The following is a 17283-nucleotide window of genomic DNA, read 5'->3' as shown; positions in this document are numbered from 1 at the left end:
CAGATTATCAGCATCACAAGTTACTCCGCGAGAAATCAAAGATGTAACCAACGATTGCTGAGCCAAGTTTAGGGTTTTCTCAAAACCCAAAGATGTTTGAACTGAAGAGTTTGATCATGGCTCAGATTGAACGCTGGCGGCAGGCCTAACACATGCAAGTCGAGCGGATGAAGAGAGCTTGCTCTCTGATTCAGCGGCGGACGGGTGAGTAATGCCTAGGAATCTGCCTGGTAGTGGGGGACAACGTTTCGAAAGGAACGCTAATACCGCATACGTCCTACGGGAGAAAGCAGGGGACCTTCGGGCCTTGCGCTATCAGATGAGCCTAGGTCGGATTAGCTAGTTGGTGAGGTAATGGCTCACCAAGGCGACGATCCGTAACTGGTCTGAGAGGATGATCAGTCACACTGGAACTGAGACACGGTCCAGACTCCTACGGGAGGCAGCAGTGGGGAATATTGGACAATGGGCGAAAGCCTGATCCAGCCATGCCGCGTGTGTGAAGAAGGTCTTCGGATTGTAAAGCACTTTAAGTTGGGAGGAAGGGTTGTAGATTAATACTCTGCAATTTTGACGTTACCGACAGAATAAGCACCGGCTAACTCTGTGCCAGCAGCCGCGGTAATACAGAGGGTGCAAGCGTTAATCGGAATTACTGGGCGTAAAGCGCGCGTAGGTGGTTTGTTAAGTTGGATGTGAAAGCCCCGGGCTCAACCTGGGAACTGCATTCAAAACTGACAAGCTAGAGTATGGTAGAGGGTGGTGGAATTTCCTGTGTAGCGGTGAAATGCGTAGATATAGGAAGGAACACCAGTGGCGAAGGCGACCACCTGGACTGATACTGACACTGAGGTGCGAAAGCGTGGGGAGCAAACAGGATTAGATACCCTGGTAGTCCACGCCGTAAACGATGTCAACTAGCCGTTGGGAGCCTTGAGCTCTTAGTGGCGCAGCTAACGCATTAAGTTGACCGCCTGGGGAGTACGGCCGCAAGGTTAAAACTCAAATGAATTGACGGGGGCCCGCACAAGCGGTGGAGCATGTGGTTTAATTCGAAGCAACGCGAAGAACCTTACCAGGCCTTGACATCCAATGAACTTTCCAGAGATGGATTGGTGCCTTCGGGAACATTGAGACAGGTGCTGCATGGCTGTCGTCAGCTCGTGTCGTGAGATGTTGGGTTAAGTCCCGTAACGAGCGCAACCCTTGTCCTTAGTTACCAGCACGTCATGGTGGGCACTCTAAGGAGACTGCCGGTGACAAACCGGAGGAAGGTGGGGATGACGTCAAGTCATCATGGCCCTTACGGCCTGGGCTACACACGTGCTACAATGGTCGGTACAGAGGGTTGCCAAGCCGCGAGGTGGAGCTAATCCCATAAAACCGATCGTAGTCCGGATCGCAGTCTGCAACTCGACTGCGTGAAGTCGGAATCGCTAGTAATCGCGAATCAGAATGTCGCGGTGAATACGTTCCCGGGCCTTGTACACACCGCCCGTCACACCATGGGAGTGGGTTGCACCAGAAGTAGCTAGTCTAACCTTCGGGAGGACGGTTACCACGGTGTGATTCATGACTGGGGTGAAGTCGTAACAAGGTAGCCGTAGGGGAACCTGCGGCTGGATCACCTCCTTAATCGACGACTCAGCTGCTCCATAAGTTCCCACACGAATTGCTTGATTCATTGAAGAAGACGATAGAAGCAGCCCGAAATTGGGTCTGTAGCTCAGTTGGTTAGAGCGCACCCTGATAAGGGTGAGGTCGGCAGTTCGAATCTGCCCAGACCCACCAATTTTGTGTGGGAAACGCCTGTAGAAATACGGGGCCATAGCTCAGCTGGGAGAGCGCCTGCCTTGCACGCAGGAGGTCAGCGGTTCGATCCCGCTTGGCTCCACCACTACTGCTTCTGAAGTTTGAAAGCTTAGAAATGAGCATTCCATCGAGCCGATGGTGAATGTTGATTTCTAGTCTTTGACTAGATCGTTCTTTAAAAATTTGGGTATGTGATAGAAAGATAGACTGAACGTTACTTTCACTGGTAACGGATCAGGCTAAGGTAAATTTGTGAGTTGCTCTTTGAGCAATGCGAATTTTCGGCGAATGTCGTCTTCACAGTATAACCAGATTGCTTGGGGTTATATGGTCAAGTGAAGAAGCGCATACGGTGGATGCCTTGGCAGTCAGAGGCGATGAAAGACGTGGTAGCCTGCGAAAAGCTTCGGGGAGTCGGCAAACAGACTTTGATCCGGAGATGTCTGAATGGGGGAACCCAGCCATCATAAGATGGTTATCTTAAGCTGAATACATAGGCTTAAGAGGCGAACCAGGGGAACTGAAACATCTAAGTACCCTGAGGAAAAGAAATCAACCGAGATTCCCTTAGTAGTGGCGAGCGAACGGGGACTAGCCCTTAAGTGGCTTTGAGATTAGCGGAACGCTCTGGAAAGTGCGGCCATAGTGGGTGATAGCCCTGTACGCGAAAATCTCTTAGTCATGAAATCGAGTAGGACGGAGCACGAGAAACTTTGTCTGAATATGGGGGGACCATCCTCCAAGGCTAAATACTACTGACTGACCGATAGTGAACTAGTACCGTGAGGGAAAGGCGAAAAGAACCCCGGAGAGGGGAGTGAAATAGATCCTGAAACCGTATGCGTACAAGCAGTGGGAGCAGACTTTGTTCTGTGACTGCGTACCTTTTGTATAATGGGTCAGCGACTTATTTTCAGTGGCGAGCTTAACCGAATAGGGGAGGCGTAGCGAAAGCGAGTCTTAATAGGGCGTCTAGTCGCTGGGAATAGACCCGAAACCGGGCGATCTATCCATGGGCAGGTTGAAGGTTAGGTAACACTGACTGGAGGACCGAACCGACTACCGTTGAAAAGTTAGCGGATGACCTGTGGATCGGAGTGAAAGGCTAATCAAGCTCGGAGATAGCTGGTTCTCCTCGAAAGCTATTTAGGTAGCGCCTCATGTATCACTGTAGGGGGTAGAGCACTGTTTCGGCTAGGGGGTCATCCCGACTTACCAAACCGATGCAAACTCCGAATACCTACAAGTGCCGAGCATGGGAGACACACGGCGGGTGCTAACGTCCGTCGTGAAAAGGGAAACAACCCAGACCGTCAGCTAAGGTCCCAAAGTTATGGTTAAGTGGGAAACGATGTGGGAAGGCTTAGACAGCTAGGAGGTTGGCTTAGAAGCAGCCACCCTTTAAAGAAAGCGTAATAGCTCACTAGTCGAGTCGGCCTGCGCGGAAGATGTAACGGGGCTCAAACCATACACCGAAGCTACGGGTATCACTTAGGTGATGCGGTAGAGGAGCGTTCTGTAAGCCTGTGAAGGTGAGTTGAGAAGCTTGCTGGAGGTATCAGAAGTGCGAATGCTGACATGAGTAACGACAATGGGTGTGAAAAACACCCACGCCGAAAGACCAAGGTTTCCTGCGCAACGTTAATCGACGCAGGGTTAGTCGGTCCCTAAGGCGAGGCTGAAAAGCGTAGTCGATGGAAAACAGGTTAATATTCCTGTACTTCTGGTTATTGCGATGGAGGGACGGAGAAGGCTAGGCCAGCTTGGCGTTGGTTGTCCAAGTTTAAGGTGGTAGGCTGGAATCTTAGGTAAATCCGGGATTCCAAGGCCGAGAGCTGATGACGAGTGTTCTTTTAGAACACGAAGTGGTTGATGCCATGCTTCCAAGAAAAGCTTCTAAGCTTCAGGTAACCAGGAACCGTACCCCAAACCGACACAGGTGGTTGGGTAGAGAATACCAAGGCGCTTGAGAGAACTCGGGTGAAGGAACTAGGCAAAATGGCACCGTAACTTCGGGAGAAGGTGCGCCGGTGAGGGTGAAGCACTTGCTGCGTAAGCCCACGCCGGTCGAAGATACCAGGCCGCTGCGACTGTTTATTAAAAACACAGCACTCTGCAAACACGAAAGTGGACGTATAGGGTGTGACGCCTGCCCGGTGCCGGAAGGTTAATTGATGGGGTTAGCTAACGCGAAGCTCTTGATCGAAGCCCCGGTAAACGGCGGCCGTAACTATAACGGTCCTAAGGTAGCGAAATTCCTTGTCGGGTAAGTTCCGACCTGCACGAATGGCGTAACGATGGCGGCGCTGTCTCCACCCGAGACTCAGTGAAATTGAAATCGCTGTGAAGATGCAGTGTATCCGCGGCTAGACGGAAAGACCCCGTGAACCTTTACTATAGCTTTGCACTGGACTTTGAATTTGCTTGTGTAGGATAGGTGGGAGGCTTTGAAGCGTGGACGCCAGTTCGCGTGGAGCCATCCTTGAAATACCACCCTGGCAACTTTGAGGTTCTAACTCAGGTCCGTTATCCGGATCGAGGACAGTGTATGGTGGGTAGTTTGACTGGGGCGGTCTCCTCCTAAAGAGTAACGGAGGAGTACGAAGGTGCGCTCAGACCGGTCGGAAATCGGTCGTAGAGTATAAAGGCAAAAGCGCGCTTGACTGCGAGACAGACACGTCGAGCAGGTACGAAAGTAGGTCTTAGTGATCCGGTGGTTCTGTATGGAAGGGCCATCGCTCAACGGATAAAAGGTACTCCGGGGATAACAGGCTGATACCGCCCAAGAGTTCATATCGACGGCGGTGTTTGGCACCTCGATGTCGGCTCATCACATCCTGGGGCTGAAGCCGGTCCCAAGGGTATGGCTGTTCGCCATTTAAAGTGGTACGCGAGCTGGGTTTAGAACGTCGTGAGACAGTTCGGTCCCTATCTGCCGTGGACGTTTGAGATTTGAGAGGGGCTGCTCCTAGTACGAGAGGACCGGAGTGGACGAACCTCTGGTGTTCCGGTTGTCACGCCAGTGGCATTGCCGGGTAGCTATGTTCGGAATAGATAACCGCTGAAAGCATCTAAGCGGGAAACTAGCCTCAAGATGAGATCTCACTGGAACCTTGAGTTCCCTGAAGGGCCGTCGAAGACTACGACGTTGATAGGTTGGGTGTGTAAGCGCTGTGAGGCGTTGAGCTAACCAATACTAATTGCCCGTGAGGCTTGACCATATAACACCCAAGCAATTTGCGCTTAAAAGCCAGATTGCGGTGTGTGAAGACGCAATGAACCGAAAGTTCGCACAACACACAAACTATCGCATACCCAATTTGCTGAAGCGTCGAAAGACGGTTCGGTACCCGAATTTCTTGACGACCATAGAGCATTGGAACCACCTGATCCCATTCCGAACTCAGAAGTGAAACGATGCATCGCCGATGGTAGTGTGGGGTTTCCCCATGTGAGAGTAGGTCATCGTCAAGATTAAATTCCGAAACCCCTATCTGCGTATGCAGGTAGGGGTTTTGTTTTGTCCGCAGGAAAGTGCCGTGATGGGCGGAGAGCGCCTGACGGTTGTGCCAGATTCCCGAGGCATTGCATTAGAAGCCTGTTTCGCAACGAAAAAGGGCAATTACCCTCCCGCCGCTTCAAGAGAATGGCACCACTGGCCGATAACTCATTTGGGCGCAGTGAGCTTGATTTCTCGCCATCTCTTTTCGTCGCTTCGTTCTGAGAAAATCGCTTGCTAGATAATGGCTACTCGCTATCATCTGCGCGCCGAAAAAGGCATAGAGTCTGCTCTTGTTTGCGTATTGGCCTTGTGGTTTTTCTTCTTAAATTGCCTGGAAATCTTCGATGCTGTCGTATCACCAAAAGAGCTTTTTGATCGTCGATGATTTTTCGGATTTCCGCAGTTCGGTCAGATCCATGTTGCGGGAGTTGGGTGTCAAGGATGTGGACACTGCCGATACCGGTGAGCAGGCGCTGCGCATGTGTTCGCAGAAGTCCTACCATTTCATCCTGCAGGATTTTCACCTCGGAGATGGCAAGAAGAACGGCCAGCAGGTACTCGAAGACCTGATGATCGAAAAGCTGATCAGCCATGAAAGTGTATTCGTCATGGTCACCGCTGAAACCAGCCAGGCAATGGTACTCAGCGCCCTGGAGCATGAGCCCGATGCTTACCTGACCAAACCTTTCAACCGCTCTGGCCTGGCTCAGCGCCTGGAGCGACTGGAGCAGCGCAAAACCTTGCTCAAGCCGATCCTCCAAGCCCTTGATCGTGGCAAGCCGGTTGAAGTCCTCAACGCCTGCATTGCCCTGTGCAAGCAAGACATCCGTTACTCGCCACTGTGCCTGCGCTATCGGGCTGATGCCCTGCGTGACCTCAATCAGAATGAGGCGCTGGAGCGCCTCTACGACAGCATCATTGCAGATCGGCCTTTGCCTTGGGCCTTTGCCGGCTTAGGTCAATTGCTGTTCAAGCGGGGTCAGGTTGCGCAAGCTAAAGGCGTCTACGAAAAAGCACTGAAAGTGTTCCCGATGATGCCGGCGCTTTACGACGGGATGGCGGATGTGCTGGTCGCCGAAGGTGATACCAAGGCCGCGCAGGCGGTGTTGGAAGAAGCGATTCGCTTGTCGCCACTGGCGGTGCGCCGACAAGCGCAGTTGGGCAAGTTGGCGATGACCAACGAAGATTTTGACACAGCCTCCAAAGCCTATCGTCAGGCTGTCAGCCAAGGAGCGCAGTCACGTTTCAAGGATGCGGAAAGCAACCTCGGGCTGGCCCATGCCTTGATCAGCAAAGGCAGTGAAAAGGGTCTGGATACGCGAACTCGCCTGGAGATCAATACGACACTGAGCGCTGTGGCCAAGGAAAATCCGTCCGACCCCGGTCTGCAAATTCGTGCGCGGTTAATGAAGGCTACCAGTCTTCTGCTCAACGACGGCGAAACTGCTGAAAAGCTTACTGAACAAGCAATGATGCGCCTTGAAGGCATGGAGCAATTCATGAGCGCGGAAGCTGCACTTCTGGTAGCCAAGCAACTACAGATGCTCGGACAACCCAGCGCAGGCGCCTCCATGTTGAAAAACTGTGCGGAAATCTATGGTGACGATCCAACCGTCATGAAGGGCATCGCCAAGCTGACCGACGATCCGGCTATCCTCAACTCCGGTAACGCTGCTGCCGACCTCAACCGTCAAGGCGTACGCGTGTACAAGACCGGTAATCTGGTCGAGGCCCGGGAAGTGTTCCGCAAAGCCCTGGCGCTACAGCCGAAAAACATCAGTATCGCGTTGAACCTGGCGCAGGCATTGCTGCATGGCACTGATACCAACGTGCCATCTGCCGAGCTCGAAGAATGTCGGACCTGCCTGAAAATGGTTGGTTTGATGCCTGACACCGATACCCGTTATCCGCGTTATAAGAAGCTTAAAAGCAAGGCGTTTGGCGAATGAACGACAACCAGCAGGCGTTGGATTTTTCTACGGTGATTGCTTCCACCGTACATGACATGAAGAACTCGTTGGCGATGCTGATGCAGGCCCATAGCCAATGGTTGGCGAATCTGCCCGGCACGGCCCGTCATTCCGCGGAGCAGGGCGTGATCGAGTTCGAGTTCGCTCATCTCAACGGCATGCTGGTGCAGTTGCTCGGACTGTACAAGTTGGGTGTCAATCAAATGCCCCTGCAACCGGCCTACCATGAACTGGATGACTTCATCGAGGCACAATTAGCGTGTCATCAGGACGTGTTCGCCAGTCGTGGTATTGCCGCTTCTTTTGAGGTCGATCCGCTGAGCCCTCTGGGTTTCTTCGATCGAGAGTTGATTGCATCGGTATTGGCCAACAGCATCAACAACGCCATTCGTTATGCCCGGCATGCGCTATTGATCACGGTCAGTGACGAGGCTGGGCAATTGGTACTGACCATCAACGACGACGGCGAAGGTTATCCGACCGAGATGATCGAGCGGCAGGCGGAATACGTGCAGGGCATCAATCAAAGTAGTGGTAGCACGGGCCTGGGTCTTTACTTTGCGGGACGGATCGCGGCCTTGCATCAGCGAAACGGCGTCGGCGGGCATACCAGAATCAGCAACGGCGGCCCGTTGGGGGGAGGCGTGTTCAGTCTTTACTTGCCCTGATCTTGCCGCTTTGGCATACAGCTTTTTGTTTGGCGCTGCTTGATATTCCGAACGCGCGGAGCCTATTTTGTACGGGTCGCCGTTCACGGCTCGCGTAAAAACAAGGATTGCGTCATGACAACGGATGACCTGAGATCACTCGCGCAACGATTGACGGGTATTGATGAGATTGAATGTGTCACGCCCGATTTGAATGGTGTGCCGCGGGGCAAAGTGATGACCGCCGAGGGATTCCTCGAAGGTCGGCGTTTGCAGATGGCGCGGGGTGTCTTGCTGCAATGCATCATGGGAGGTTATCCACCAGCACGTTTTTACGGAAGCGATGACGGCGACCTCGCGCTGGTTGCTGATCCTGCGCAGATTCACCGTTTGCCGTGGAGCAAGCAACCACGCGCATTTGCCATTTGCGATGCAGTCGAACTGACCGGCACCGGCTCCAATCTTTCGACTCGCGGTCAACTCAAATCAGTGATCGCGCGTTACTCCGCCCTTGGTCTGGCACCCGTTGTGGCAACCGAACTGGAGTTCTTTGTCTTCGCCCCCAATACCGACCCGACTCAGCCTTTCCAGCCGCCGAGGGGGCTGGATGGACGTCGCGAGGACGGTCATTCAGCGTTCAGTGTCAGTTCCAATAACGGCTTGCGACCCTTCTTCAGTGAGGTCTACGAATGCATGGCGGCTTTGGGGCTGCCGCGCGATACCTTCATGCATGAAATGGGCGTCAGCCAGTTCGAGATCAATTTGCTGCACGGCGATCCGCTGCTATTGGCCGACCAGACCTTCCTGTTCAAGCATTTGCTGAAAGAAGTGGCGCTCAAACACGGCCTCACGGTTGTCTGCATGGCCAAGCCGTTGGCGCACACGCCAGGCAGTTCGATGCATATTCACCAGAGCATCGTTGATATGGATAGCGGACGTAACGTATTCAGTGGCGAAGACGATCAACCGACGGCGACCTTCCATCATTTCATCGCCGGACAGCAGATCTGCATGGCCGATTTCACTGCGCTGTTTGCACCGAACGTGAACTCGTATCAGCGCTTGTTCCATCCCTTCGCATCACCGAATAATGCCTGTTGGTCCCATGACAACCGGGCGGCAGGCTTGCGTATTCCGGCCAGTTCGCCGGTCGCTCGTCGGGTCGAGAATCGCTTGCCGGGGGCTGATGCCAATCCTTATCTGGCAATTGCCGCAAGCCTGGCGGCGGGACTCTATGGCATTGAACGACAACTGGAACCGAGCGATCCGATCCAGGGCGAATTTGAAGTGCCGGACAATCTTTCGTTACCCTGTACCTTGCATGCAGCTCTGGTGCGTCTGAAACGTAGCCAATTGGCGAAGGAACTGTTCGGCTCGGAGTTCATCGAAGGCTACATTGCTTCGAAGACCCTGGAGCTGACCAGCTTCCATGATGAAATTACTCCCTGGGAAAGGCGTGTTCTAGCGGCCCAGGCCTGACGAAATGTCGACATCGGGCTATCGTTTGGATAGCCCGTTTCTCACTGCAAGGAGCCGCTCGGAACGCCGATGCGCCAAATCTGGAAATCCTTTCGAGCGCTTTATTTCGCCTCGCTGATGATGTTGATCGGTTCAGGCTTGTTGAGTACTTACCTGGCGTTGCGCCTGGCTGCCGACCATGTCGATAGCCTTTGGGTCGGTGCGTTGATGGCTGCCAACTATTTCGGTCTTGTGCTGGGTGGCAAGATCGGCCATCGACTGATCGCCCGGGTTGGTCATATTCGAGCTTATTCGGCCTGTGCCGGGATCGTTGGCGCGGCAGTGCTGGGCCATGGCCTGGTGAACTGGTTGCCTGCCTGGCTTTTCCTGCGGGTGATCGTCGGCCTAGGCATGATGTGCCAATACATGGTCATCGAGAGTTGGCTCAACGAACAGGCCGACACCAAGCAGCGCGGGATGGTGTTCAGCGGCTACATGATTGCTTCGTATCTGGGGTTGGTGCTTGGACAACTGATTCTGGTCATGCACCCAGGACTGGGGCTCGAGCTGCTGATGTTGGTCGCTCTGTGTTTTACCTTGTGCCTGGTGCCGGTGGCCTTGACCCGACGCATTCACCCGGCACCGTTGCATCCGGCACCGATGGAGCCTCGGTTCTTTATCAAGCGGGTGCCGCAGTCGTTGAGTACGGTGTTGGGAGCGGGGCTGATCGTCGGCTCGTTTTATGGCTTGGCACCGCTGTATGCCTCGCAGCAGGGGTTGTCCACCGAACAGGTCGGTCTGTTCATGGGTAGCTGTATTTTTGCCGGGTTGCTGGTGCAGTGGCCTCTGGGGTGGTTGTCCGATCGCTATGACCGGGCGCTGTTGATCCGCAGTTTCGCTTTCAGTCTGGCGCTGGCCGCTTTGCCGCTGGCGATCATGGAGCGGGTGCCGCTGGAGGTGTTGTTCATCGCCGGTTTTCTCTGCTCATTGGTTCAGTTCTGTCTGTATCCGTTGGCCGTGGCATTTTCCAATGACCACATCGAGGGGGATCGTCGGGTATCGCTGACTGCGATGTTACTGGTGACCTACGGGGTTGGTGCCAGCATCGGACCGCTGGTGGCCGGGGTGTTGATGAAGTTGTTCGGCAGCCAGATGCTTTACGCATTCTTCAGCTTTTTTGCGTTGGTCCTGGTGTGGCGAATTCGTCCGAAAGCGGTGACCAACCTGCACCAGGTGGAAGATGCGCCGCTGCACCACGTTGCCATGCCGGACAGTATGTCGAGCTCGCCACTGGTGGCTGCACTCGATCCGCGGGTGGATGAGCAGATGGTGCAGGAACAGATGCAGAACCCGATACCTTCCGAACCGGAGTCTGCATCGGAGCCTGAAGCAGATACGCCTCCGGAGCAGCCGGACACGGGCAGCGAAAAAAGTTTCACCGAGGCCAGGCCATAACATTGAGGCAAAAAAACGGGCAGTCACCGCAAGGGACTGCCCGCTTTTATTCAGACTTCTGTTTCAGAAGTCATCTTTGTCGAAGCGCCGCGCTTCGCGTTGCAGCTGATAGACGAACCGTTCGACCTGCCGTTGCACCAATCCGCTCATGTTATGGAAGCGCACACCGGCGAAGGTAGTGGAGATCTTTTCTTCAAAGTGCAAGTAACGCAACTCAACCGGGGCCATCATCTTGCCAAAAGGCAGGGCGGCCACGAAGCGGTCATAGACTTGACCCAATTGCAGGCTTCCAGAGATGTCGCCAGAGAAGCGCAGCTTGCAACCGGTAGCCGAGATGTCTAGCAACTTGCCGCTGATCGGTGCCTTGAGTTTCTCGCCATCCAGGTCGACGTCGACCAATTGTGCCAGTTTCAACGCAGCGCGGAACGCATTGCGGCGCTGATGGTAGACCACTTCATCGGGCAGTGCGCCGCGATAGCAACGAGTACCGCCGGATTCGTCGATGGTCAGCGGACCGTTGCTTTCCCAGGCAATACGCACGCCTTCGTGGAAGCCTTCGACCTTGAAGGGTTCGCCGGCCAACAAGTAACGTTCGCCGTCTCGGGGAATCATTTCGTCCAGGGCAATCATCTTGCTTTCACGATCAACGTCCACCAGATAGCTCTGGAAGCGCTGGCTGCGCTCATGAAACGTAATGATCAGCGGGTCATGACTTTCTTGCAGCTGGCGCAGGTTGCTGGAGATTTCCAGAGGCGTGCTAAGCACCTTGGGTGGCTGCGGAGCATCATCCGCATTTAAGGCATTGGACACGGTTAATCAATCTCCAGACAAGTTTTGACTACGGCTAGCCAGCATTTTGCCAGCATGTTTCGCGTCTTGATAGAGCGTGCTCATCGACAAGCTTAAGCCTGACTGAGCGGGCGCGGTTTCACAAGCTTGGAGAATGATCCGCTGGCATCGTAGAGCGCAGGAGGTTCGCCGCCGGTAAGAATTTTCAGCTGGGCAGCCGTAGCGGCTTGCTGTATCAGGATCGACTGACCGTTGCTGGCATTGGTGGTCTGGCACTGGGCCAGGAGGTTGGTCAGCACGTCGCTCTGCGCCAGCAACTGTTCGCCAATGCTCGAATGGCTGGCCAGCTGCTCCAGCCCGCTACGGTTGGTTGGCAAGTTGAGGCTGGCGAGAATTTCGCTGCGCTTGCGGCCATGCTGTTCGAGCAAAATGATCAATGCCTGTTTCTGTGCCAGAACGTTTTCGAGCAGGGGCATGTCGCGACCATGCAGGGCGAGGGACTCGGTCTGCAGTAACTCCAGCAATTGTTGCGCTGGAGCAAAATCGTCGGTGATCAGTTGCAGTAAATTAGTGTCGTGCATGGCTGGCCTTGGTTTTTAAGCGTCCAAAAGCCTGGCGCAGGCCGTGGGCCTAGCGCTGGGCTTCGAAGTTGAGCAGTTTGCTGGCTACACGGTTGCTGTCGACTTTGTAGCTGCCATCGGCAATCGCTGCTTTCAACGCGGCCACGCGGGCGTTGTCGACGACAGGCTGATCGCGCAGCGTATCAGTGACCTTTTGCAACTGTTGAGCCTCATTGCTGAGATGTACCGATTCCCCGCTCTTAACGGTGCTGGCCTGTTCGGCCGGGGTATTCAGCGCTGCGGACTTGCCGGCGTCGGCCGTTTCCTTGCTCGCGCTGGTACGTGTACTGCCCGTAAGTGACGAGGAGCTGTTCAAACGGCTGAAATCGATGACCATGATAAAAAACCTCTGGGAATTTGGACGCTTGCCCTGTTTTCGGCCATCCCCTGCAAAACTTTAGGCCCATTTATCCGGGAGCTTGCGCGCGTCGGCGCTTGCCCCGCATGGAGCACAGTTTAGGGAACAGCCTCAGGAAGCGCCATCTTCATGAACAGGGAGCCCTACATGGCTACTTCCACCTGCCCCGGCGCGGTGACCTGAGCTTTGATGACCCGCTGCGAGTTGAGGTTCTTGACCCGGATCTGTTCATTCAAGCCACCGTTGGCCAGCGCTTCGCCTGGCATTCGCACGCTGAGCGTACCACTGCGCGCGGTAATCACCACCTGATCGCCCTTGCGAACGACTTCCGCTTGCTCCATGTGCACCAGGGTAATGACCTGGTCGGCGACCATTGGTCGGGTAAGTTTTTGCCCGATCGCCTGATCCACCGAGGTCAAATATCCCTGGTTGATCAGGCTGATATCGCGCTCACGCAATGTCACGTCTCCAGGCTCGACAATGCCGGCGCGGCGCAGGGGGCGGGTGGTGGTCACAACGTCACGAAACAGGCGTACTTGAGCGGGTACGAAGACGGTCCAGGGGGATGCTCCCTCACACCGGACCTTGACCGTTACCCGGCCCAGTGGCTTGGCCGGACTCTCCAGCGAGGCTGTCAATTCCTTGTCGCACATCGGCATGCGCATGCGCGGATCGAGCTGGTTAACCTGGATTTCATAGCGACCTTCCGTTTGACTGGTGGCCAGATAGTCTTCTACGGTGAACTCAAGAAAGCCTTGGGTGACGCCGATAAGCATGTCAGGCAAGGTAACTGGGTCAGCAAGGGCAGGGCTGCCAGCGTTGAACAGGCACACAGTCGCCAGCACGCCGAGTAATCTGCGGTAGGGTGTGGTAAGGCGTCGAAAAAATGTCGGTTCTCTGTTCATAGAGAGATAAAAAGCAAGCGCCGTGCCGTTTAGAGATGAATGTGCGTCGCAACAACACTTAGCGTTGGTGTAGGAGTCTGGGCATGGCTGGTGTAATGGATTCGGTAAACCAGCGCACGCAACTGGTGGGGCAGAATCGCCTTGAGCTGTTGTTGTTCCGTCTTGACGGCCAGCAGCTCTATGGGATCAACGTGTTCAAGGTCCGGGAGGTGCTGCAATGCCCCCAACTGACACTGATGCCCAAGTCCAGTCCTGTCGTGTGCGGCGTGGCGAATATTCGGGGGGCGACCATTCCGATCCTTGATCTGGCGATGGCGACCGGCTCCGGGGGCTTGAAAGACAAGAACAACCCTTTCGTGATCATCACGGAGTACAACACCAAGACCCAGGGGTTCCTGGTGCGCTCGGTGGAACGCATTGTGAACATGAACTGGGAGGAGATTCATCCGCCGCCCAAGGGCACTGGCCGCGATCACTACCTGACGGCCGTGACTCGCGTCGACAATCAACTGGTCGAAATCATCGACGTCGAGAAAGTGCTGGCGGAAGTGGCGCCGACACCGGAAGCGATTTCGGTTGGTGTGGTGGATGTCGAAACCCAGCACAAGGCGCTCTCTCTGCGTGTGTTGACAGTCGATGATTCGTCGGTGGCACGCAAACAGGTCACGCGCTGCTTGCAAACGGTTGGCGTCGAAGTGGTGGCGTTGAACGACGGTCGGCAAGCGCTGGATTACCTGCGCAAACTGGTCGACGAGGGCAAGAAGCCGGAGGAAGAGTTCCTGATGATGATTTCCGACATCGAGATGCCGGAGATGGACGGATACACCCTGACGGCGGAAATCCGCAACGACCCTCGCATGCAAAAGCTACATATCATCCTGCATACTTCGTTGTCGGGTGTGTTCAATCAGGCGATGGTCAAGAAAGTCGGTGCCGATGACTTCCTCGCCAAATTCCGTCCTGATGACCTGGCATCCCGGGTAGTCGACCGGATCAAAGCAGCAGACATTAGCTAGGGGCGTTCGGCCCCCGGCAGTCAACACGATTTAAGAGGCGGCAGCATTGTCAACGGGTAATTTGGATTTCGAACAGTTCCGGGTATTCCTGGAAAAAGCCTGTGGCATTTTGCTCGGTGAAAACAAGCAGTATCTGGTATCGAGCCGTCTCAACAAACTGATGGAGCAGCAGGGTATCAAGTCGTTGGGTGAGCTTGTCCAGCGCATGCAGACCCAGCCGCGCAGCGGTTTGCGCGAGCAGGTGGTCGACGCAATGACCACCAACGAAACCCTGTGGTTTCGTGATACCTACCCCTTTGAAGTCTTGAAGAACAAGGTACTGCCCGAAGCGATCAAGGCCAGTCCCGGCCAGCGTTTGCGCATCTGGTCGGCGGCATGCTCGTCGGGTCAGGAGCCGTATTCGCTGTCGATGTCCATTGATGAGTTCGAGCGGGCCAACATGGGCCAGTTGAGGATGGGGGTGCAAATCGTTGCCACCGATCTTTCCGGCACCATGCTGACCAACTGCAAGACCGGCGAGTACGACAGCCTGGCCATTGGTCGCGGTCTGTCGCCCGAGCGACTGCAGCGATATTTCGACCCGAAAGGGCCGGGGCGCTGGGTCATCAAGGCACCGATCAAGAGTCGGGTGGAGTTTCGTTCGTTCAATCTGCTGGACAGCTACGCCAGCCTGGGCAAGTTCGATATCGTGTTCTGCCGCAACGTCCTGATCTACTTCTCTGCCGAAGTGAAGAAGGACATCCTGTTGCGTATTCACAGCACGTTGAAGCCTGGCGGTTATCTGTTCCTTGGTGCTTCAGAAGCGCTGAACGGATTGCCGGATCATTACCAGATGGTCCAGTGCAGCCCTGGGATCATTTATCAGGCGAAGTGATTTTGTCGGCGTCATAAAAACGGGAGTCCTTATGGGGCTCCCGTTTTTTTGTGTCTGGCGAGTACCGCGCCAGGAGTTGGCAAGTGGTGTACTCGGGATTGGATGCCAGGCGGCAGAAAAGCGGCATCCGGCGGAAACCCGTTGCCGCTTTTCTGGCATTGCCGCCTAGCCTCTGCCCGCAAAGCCCCGGTTTACGGGGTTTTCTGACTTGGCATGACGCTTGCTATGTCCATCGTACGAAAAATCAGGTCACCCGAAGGTTTCCCGACATGAGCATCAGCTTCGATAAAGCGCTCGGTATTCACGAACAGGCACTGGGCTTTCGCGCCCAGCGCGCTGAAGTCCTGGCCAACAACATTGCCAACGCCGACACCCCGAACTACAAGGCCCGGGATCTGGATTTCTCCAAAGTGCTCGCGGCACAGAGCGAGAAAAACCAAAACGGCACCATCGCCTTGAACATGACCAACAGCCGTCATATCGAAGCGCAAGGGCTGGGCAATGCTGACGAATCGCTGATGTACCGCACGCCGATGCAACCGTCGATTGACCAGAACACCGTGGACGCCCAGCTGGAACAGTCGAACTACGCGGAAAACGCGATTGGCTTCCAGGCCAGCTTCACCCTGCTCAACAGTAAATTCAAAGGGCTGGTGTCAGCCCTGCGTGGAGAGTAAGCCATGTCTCTATCCAGTGTTTTCAACATTGCCGGTAGCGGCATGAGTGCGCAGACCACTCGCTTGAACACCGTCGCTTCGAACATCGCCAACGCCGAAACCGTCTCGTCGAGCATCGACCAGACCTACCGCGCGCGTCACCCGGTATTCGCCACCATGTTCCAGGGCGGCCAGAGCGGCGGCAGCGATTCGTTGTTCCAGAACCAGGACGCTGCCGGTCAAGGCGTGCAGGTCATGGGCGTGGTCGAAGACCAGAGCAACCTCGAGGCGCGCTACGAGCCGAACCATCCGGCCGCCGACGCCAAGGGCTACGTCTATTACCCGAACGTCAACGTGGTGGAAGAGATGGCGGACATGATTTCCGCGAGCCGCTCGTTCCAGACCAACGCCGAAATGATGAACACGGCCAAAACCATGATGCAGAAAGTCCTGACCCTCGGTCAGTGATAAGGGGCGATTCAAATGAGTGTTAGCGATACCACCAGCAGTTTGAGCCTCAACGATATCCTGGCCAACTCCTCCATCAAGACCAACACCACGACGAATGGTCTGGCGTCAGCAACCAGCAGTGCTACGGGCAACCAAGCCTTGGGCAAGGACGCGTTCCTGCAATTGCTGGTCACGCAGCTGAAAAACCAGAACCCGCTGGAGCCGCAGGACAACGGCGCGTTCGTGGCCCAGTTGGCCCAGTTCAGCAGCCTGGAGGGGATCACCACGCTCAACACCACCGTGAGCGGTCTTGCCAGCAACTACAACTCGTCGCAAGCCCTGCAGGCTTCCTCGCTGGTGGGGCGTTCGGTCATCGCGCCGAGCGACAAGGCTGTGGTCGACACCACCAAGAGTCTCAGCGGTACGGTCGTCGTTCCGTCTTCGGTCGCCGACGTCAGCCTGAAAATTACCAATGCCGACGGCAAGACCGTACGCACCATCGACATGGGGTCTCAGAGCGCGGGCAATGCCAGCTTCATCTGGGACGGCAAGGACGATTCCGGTGTAACGGTTCCTGCGGGCACGTATAGCTTCGGGGCTGCGAGCACGATCGACGGTCAGTCCGTATCGCTTGTCACCAATCTGCCCGCCACGGTCAACAGTGTGACCATCAGTCAGACCGGCGGTGAGTTGATGCTCAATCTGGCCGGGCTGGGCAGCGTCGCCCTGTCCAAAGTACAAACCATTGGTATGTAAAGCCGACTAACCCGG

13 protein-coding genes, 2 tRNA genes and 3 rRNA genes are annotated in these 17283 nt (G+C 55.2%); 14 read left to right on the top strand and 4 right to left on the bottom strand.

Features of this window, described 5'->3' with window-relative positions; genetic code table 11:
- Window positions 1-98 precede the first annotated feature (98 nt).
- The 9 genes from ACGJAX_RS29925 (at window position 99) to ACGJAX_RS29885 (ending at window position 10844) form a co-directional block, all read left to right on the top strand.
- Window positions 99-1635: ribosomal RNA gene (locus ACGJAX_RS29925) — 16S ribosomal RNA — on the top strand.
- 80 nt (window positions 1636-1715) lie between these two features.
- Window positions 1716-1791 (top strand) — tRNA-OTHER (locus tag ACGJAX_RS29920).
- 30 nt (window positions 1792-1821) lie between these two features.
- A tRNA-Ala gene (locus ACGJAX_RS29915) sits at window positions 1822-1897 on the top strand.
- Window positions 1898-2141: 244 nt separating this feature from the next.
- Window positions 2142-5033, top strand: a 23S ribosomal RNA gene (locus ACGJAX_RS29910).
- Between the two features lie 137 nt (window positions 5034-5170).
- Window positions 5171-5286, top strand: a 5S ribosomal RNA gene (gene rrf, locus ACGJAX_RS29905).
- The 16S, 23S and 5S rRNA genes sit together here with 2 tRNA genes alongside, the layout of an rRNA operon.
- 372 nt (window positions 5287-5658) lie before the next feature.
- Complete coding sequence (locus ACGJAX_RS29900; protein ID WP_090324564.1) at window positions 5659-7263, top strand: tetratricopeptide repeat-containing response regulator; 1605 nt, start codon at window positions 5659-5661, stop codon at window positions 7261-7263.
- On the top strand, window positions 7260-7952 hold the full coding sequence (locus ACGJAX_RS29895; RefSeq protein ID WP_248916510.1) for a sensor histidine kinase KdpD: 693 nt from the start codon (window positions 7260-7262) through the stop codon (window positions 7950-7952). The genes ACGJAX_RS29900 and ACGJAX_RS29895 overlap by 4 nt, the downstream gene beginning before the upstream one ends.
- Window positions 7953-8168: 216 nt before the next feature.
- Window positions 8169-9410, top strand: a complete 1242-nt coding sequence (locus ACGJAX_RS29890) for a glutamine synthetase family protein (protein ID WP_247257936.1) — start codon at window positions 8169-8171, stop codon at window positions 9408-9410.
- Window positions 9411-9479: 69 nt separating this feature from the next.
- Complete coding sequence (locus ACGJAX_RS29885; protein ID WP_090324559.1) at window positions 9480-10844, top strand: MFS transporter; 1365 nt, start codon at window positions 9480-9482, stop codon at window positions 10842-10844.
- Between the two features lie 63 nt (window positions 10845-10907).
- Here ACGJAX_RS29885 and ACGJAX_RS29880 read toward each other — a convergent pair whose 3' ends face one another.
- The 4 genes from ACGJAX_RS29880 to flgA form a co-directional block, all read right to left on the bottom strand.
- Window positions 10908-11654 carry a flagellar brake protein gene (locus tag ACGJAX_RS29880; RefSeq protein ID WP_090324558.1) on the bottom strand — a complete coding sequence of 249 codons (747 nt, stop codon included), beginning with the start codon at window positions 11652-11654 and terminating at the stop codon, window positions 10908-10910.
- 92 nt (window positions 11655-11746) lie between these two features.
- Window positions 11747-12214: a flagellar export chaperone FlgN gene (locus ACGJAX_RS29875; protein ID WP_390957082.1), complete on the bottom strand. Its 468-nt coding sequence runs from the start codon at window positions 12212-12214 to the stop codon at window positions 11747-11749.
- Window positions 12215-12263: 49 nt separating this feature from the next.
- Window positions 12264-12590, bottom strand: coding sequence for a flagellar biosynthesis anti-sigma factor FlgM (flgM, locus tag ACGJAX_RS29870; RefSeq protein WP_247257879.1), 327 nt, complete (start codon window positions 12588-12590; stop codon window positions 12264-12266).
- A 164-nt stretch (window positions 12591-12754) separates the two neighbouring features.
- Window positions 12755-13516: a flagellar basal body P-ring formation chaperone FlgA gene (flgA, locus tag ACGJAX_RS29865; protein ID WP_090324553.1), complete on the bottom strand. Its 762-nt coding sequence runs from the start codon at window positions 13514-13516 to the stop codon at window positions 12755-12757.
- A gap of 83 nt (window positions 13517-13599) precedes the next feature.
- Here flgA and ACGJAX_RS29860 point away from each other — a divergent pair, with 83 nt between their 5' ends.
- The 5 genes from ACGJAX_RS29860 (at window position 13600) to flgD (ending at window position 17268) form a co-directional block, all read left to right on the top strand.
- Window positions 13600-14532: a chemotaxis protein CheV gene (locus tag ACGJAX_RS29860; protein WP_090324552.1), complete on the top strand. Its 933-nt coding sequence runs from the start codon at window positions 13600-13602 to the stop codon at window positions 14530-14532.
- A gap of 46 nt (window positions 14533-14578) precedes the next feature.
- Window positions 14579-15406, top strand: coding sequence for a protein-glutamate O-methyltransferase CheR (gene cheR / locus ACGJAX_RS29855; RefSeq protein ID WP_247257881.1), 828 nt, complete (start codon window positions 14579-14581; stop codon window positions 15404-15406).
- 269 nt (window positions 15407-15675) lie between these two features.
- Window positions 15676-16083 (top strand): flagellar basal body rod protein FlgB, encoded by a 408-nt coding sequence (gene flgB, locus ACGJAX_RS29850; RefSeq protein WP_247257882.1) that lies wholly within the window; start codon window positions 15676-15678, stop codon window positions 16081-16083.
- 3 nt (window positions 16084-16086) lie between these two features.
- On the top strand, window positions 16087-16530 hold the full coding sequence (flgC, locus tag ACGJAX_RS29845) for a flagellar basal body rod protein FlgC (RefSeq protein WP_034146132.1): 444 nt from the start codon (window positions 16087-16089) through the stop codon (window positions 16528-16530).
- 15 nt (window positions 16531-16545) lie between these two features.
- Entirely contained in the window at window positions 16546-17268 is a 723-nt protein-coding gene (gene flgD, locus ACGJAX_RS29840; protein ID WP_390957081.1) for a flagellar hook assembly protein FlgD, read from the top strand.
- The last annotated feature ends 15 nt before the right edge of the window (window positions 17269-17283 follow it).

Origin of the sequence: Pseudomonas moorei, assembly GCF_042846945.1 — a bacterium.
Classification (GTDB): Bacteria; Pseudomonadota; Gammaproteobacteria; order Pseudomonadales; family Pseudomonadaceae; genus Aquipseudomonas; species Aquipseudomonas moorei.
Note: the sequence above shows the minus strand (reverse complement) of the source record. Positions and strands in the feature narration are given on the sequence as shown.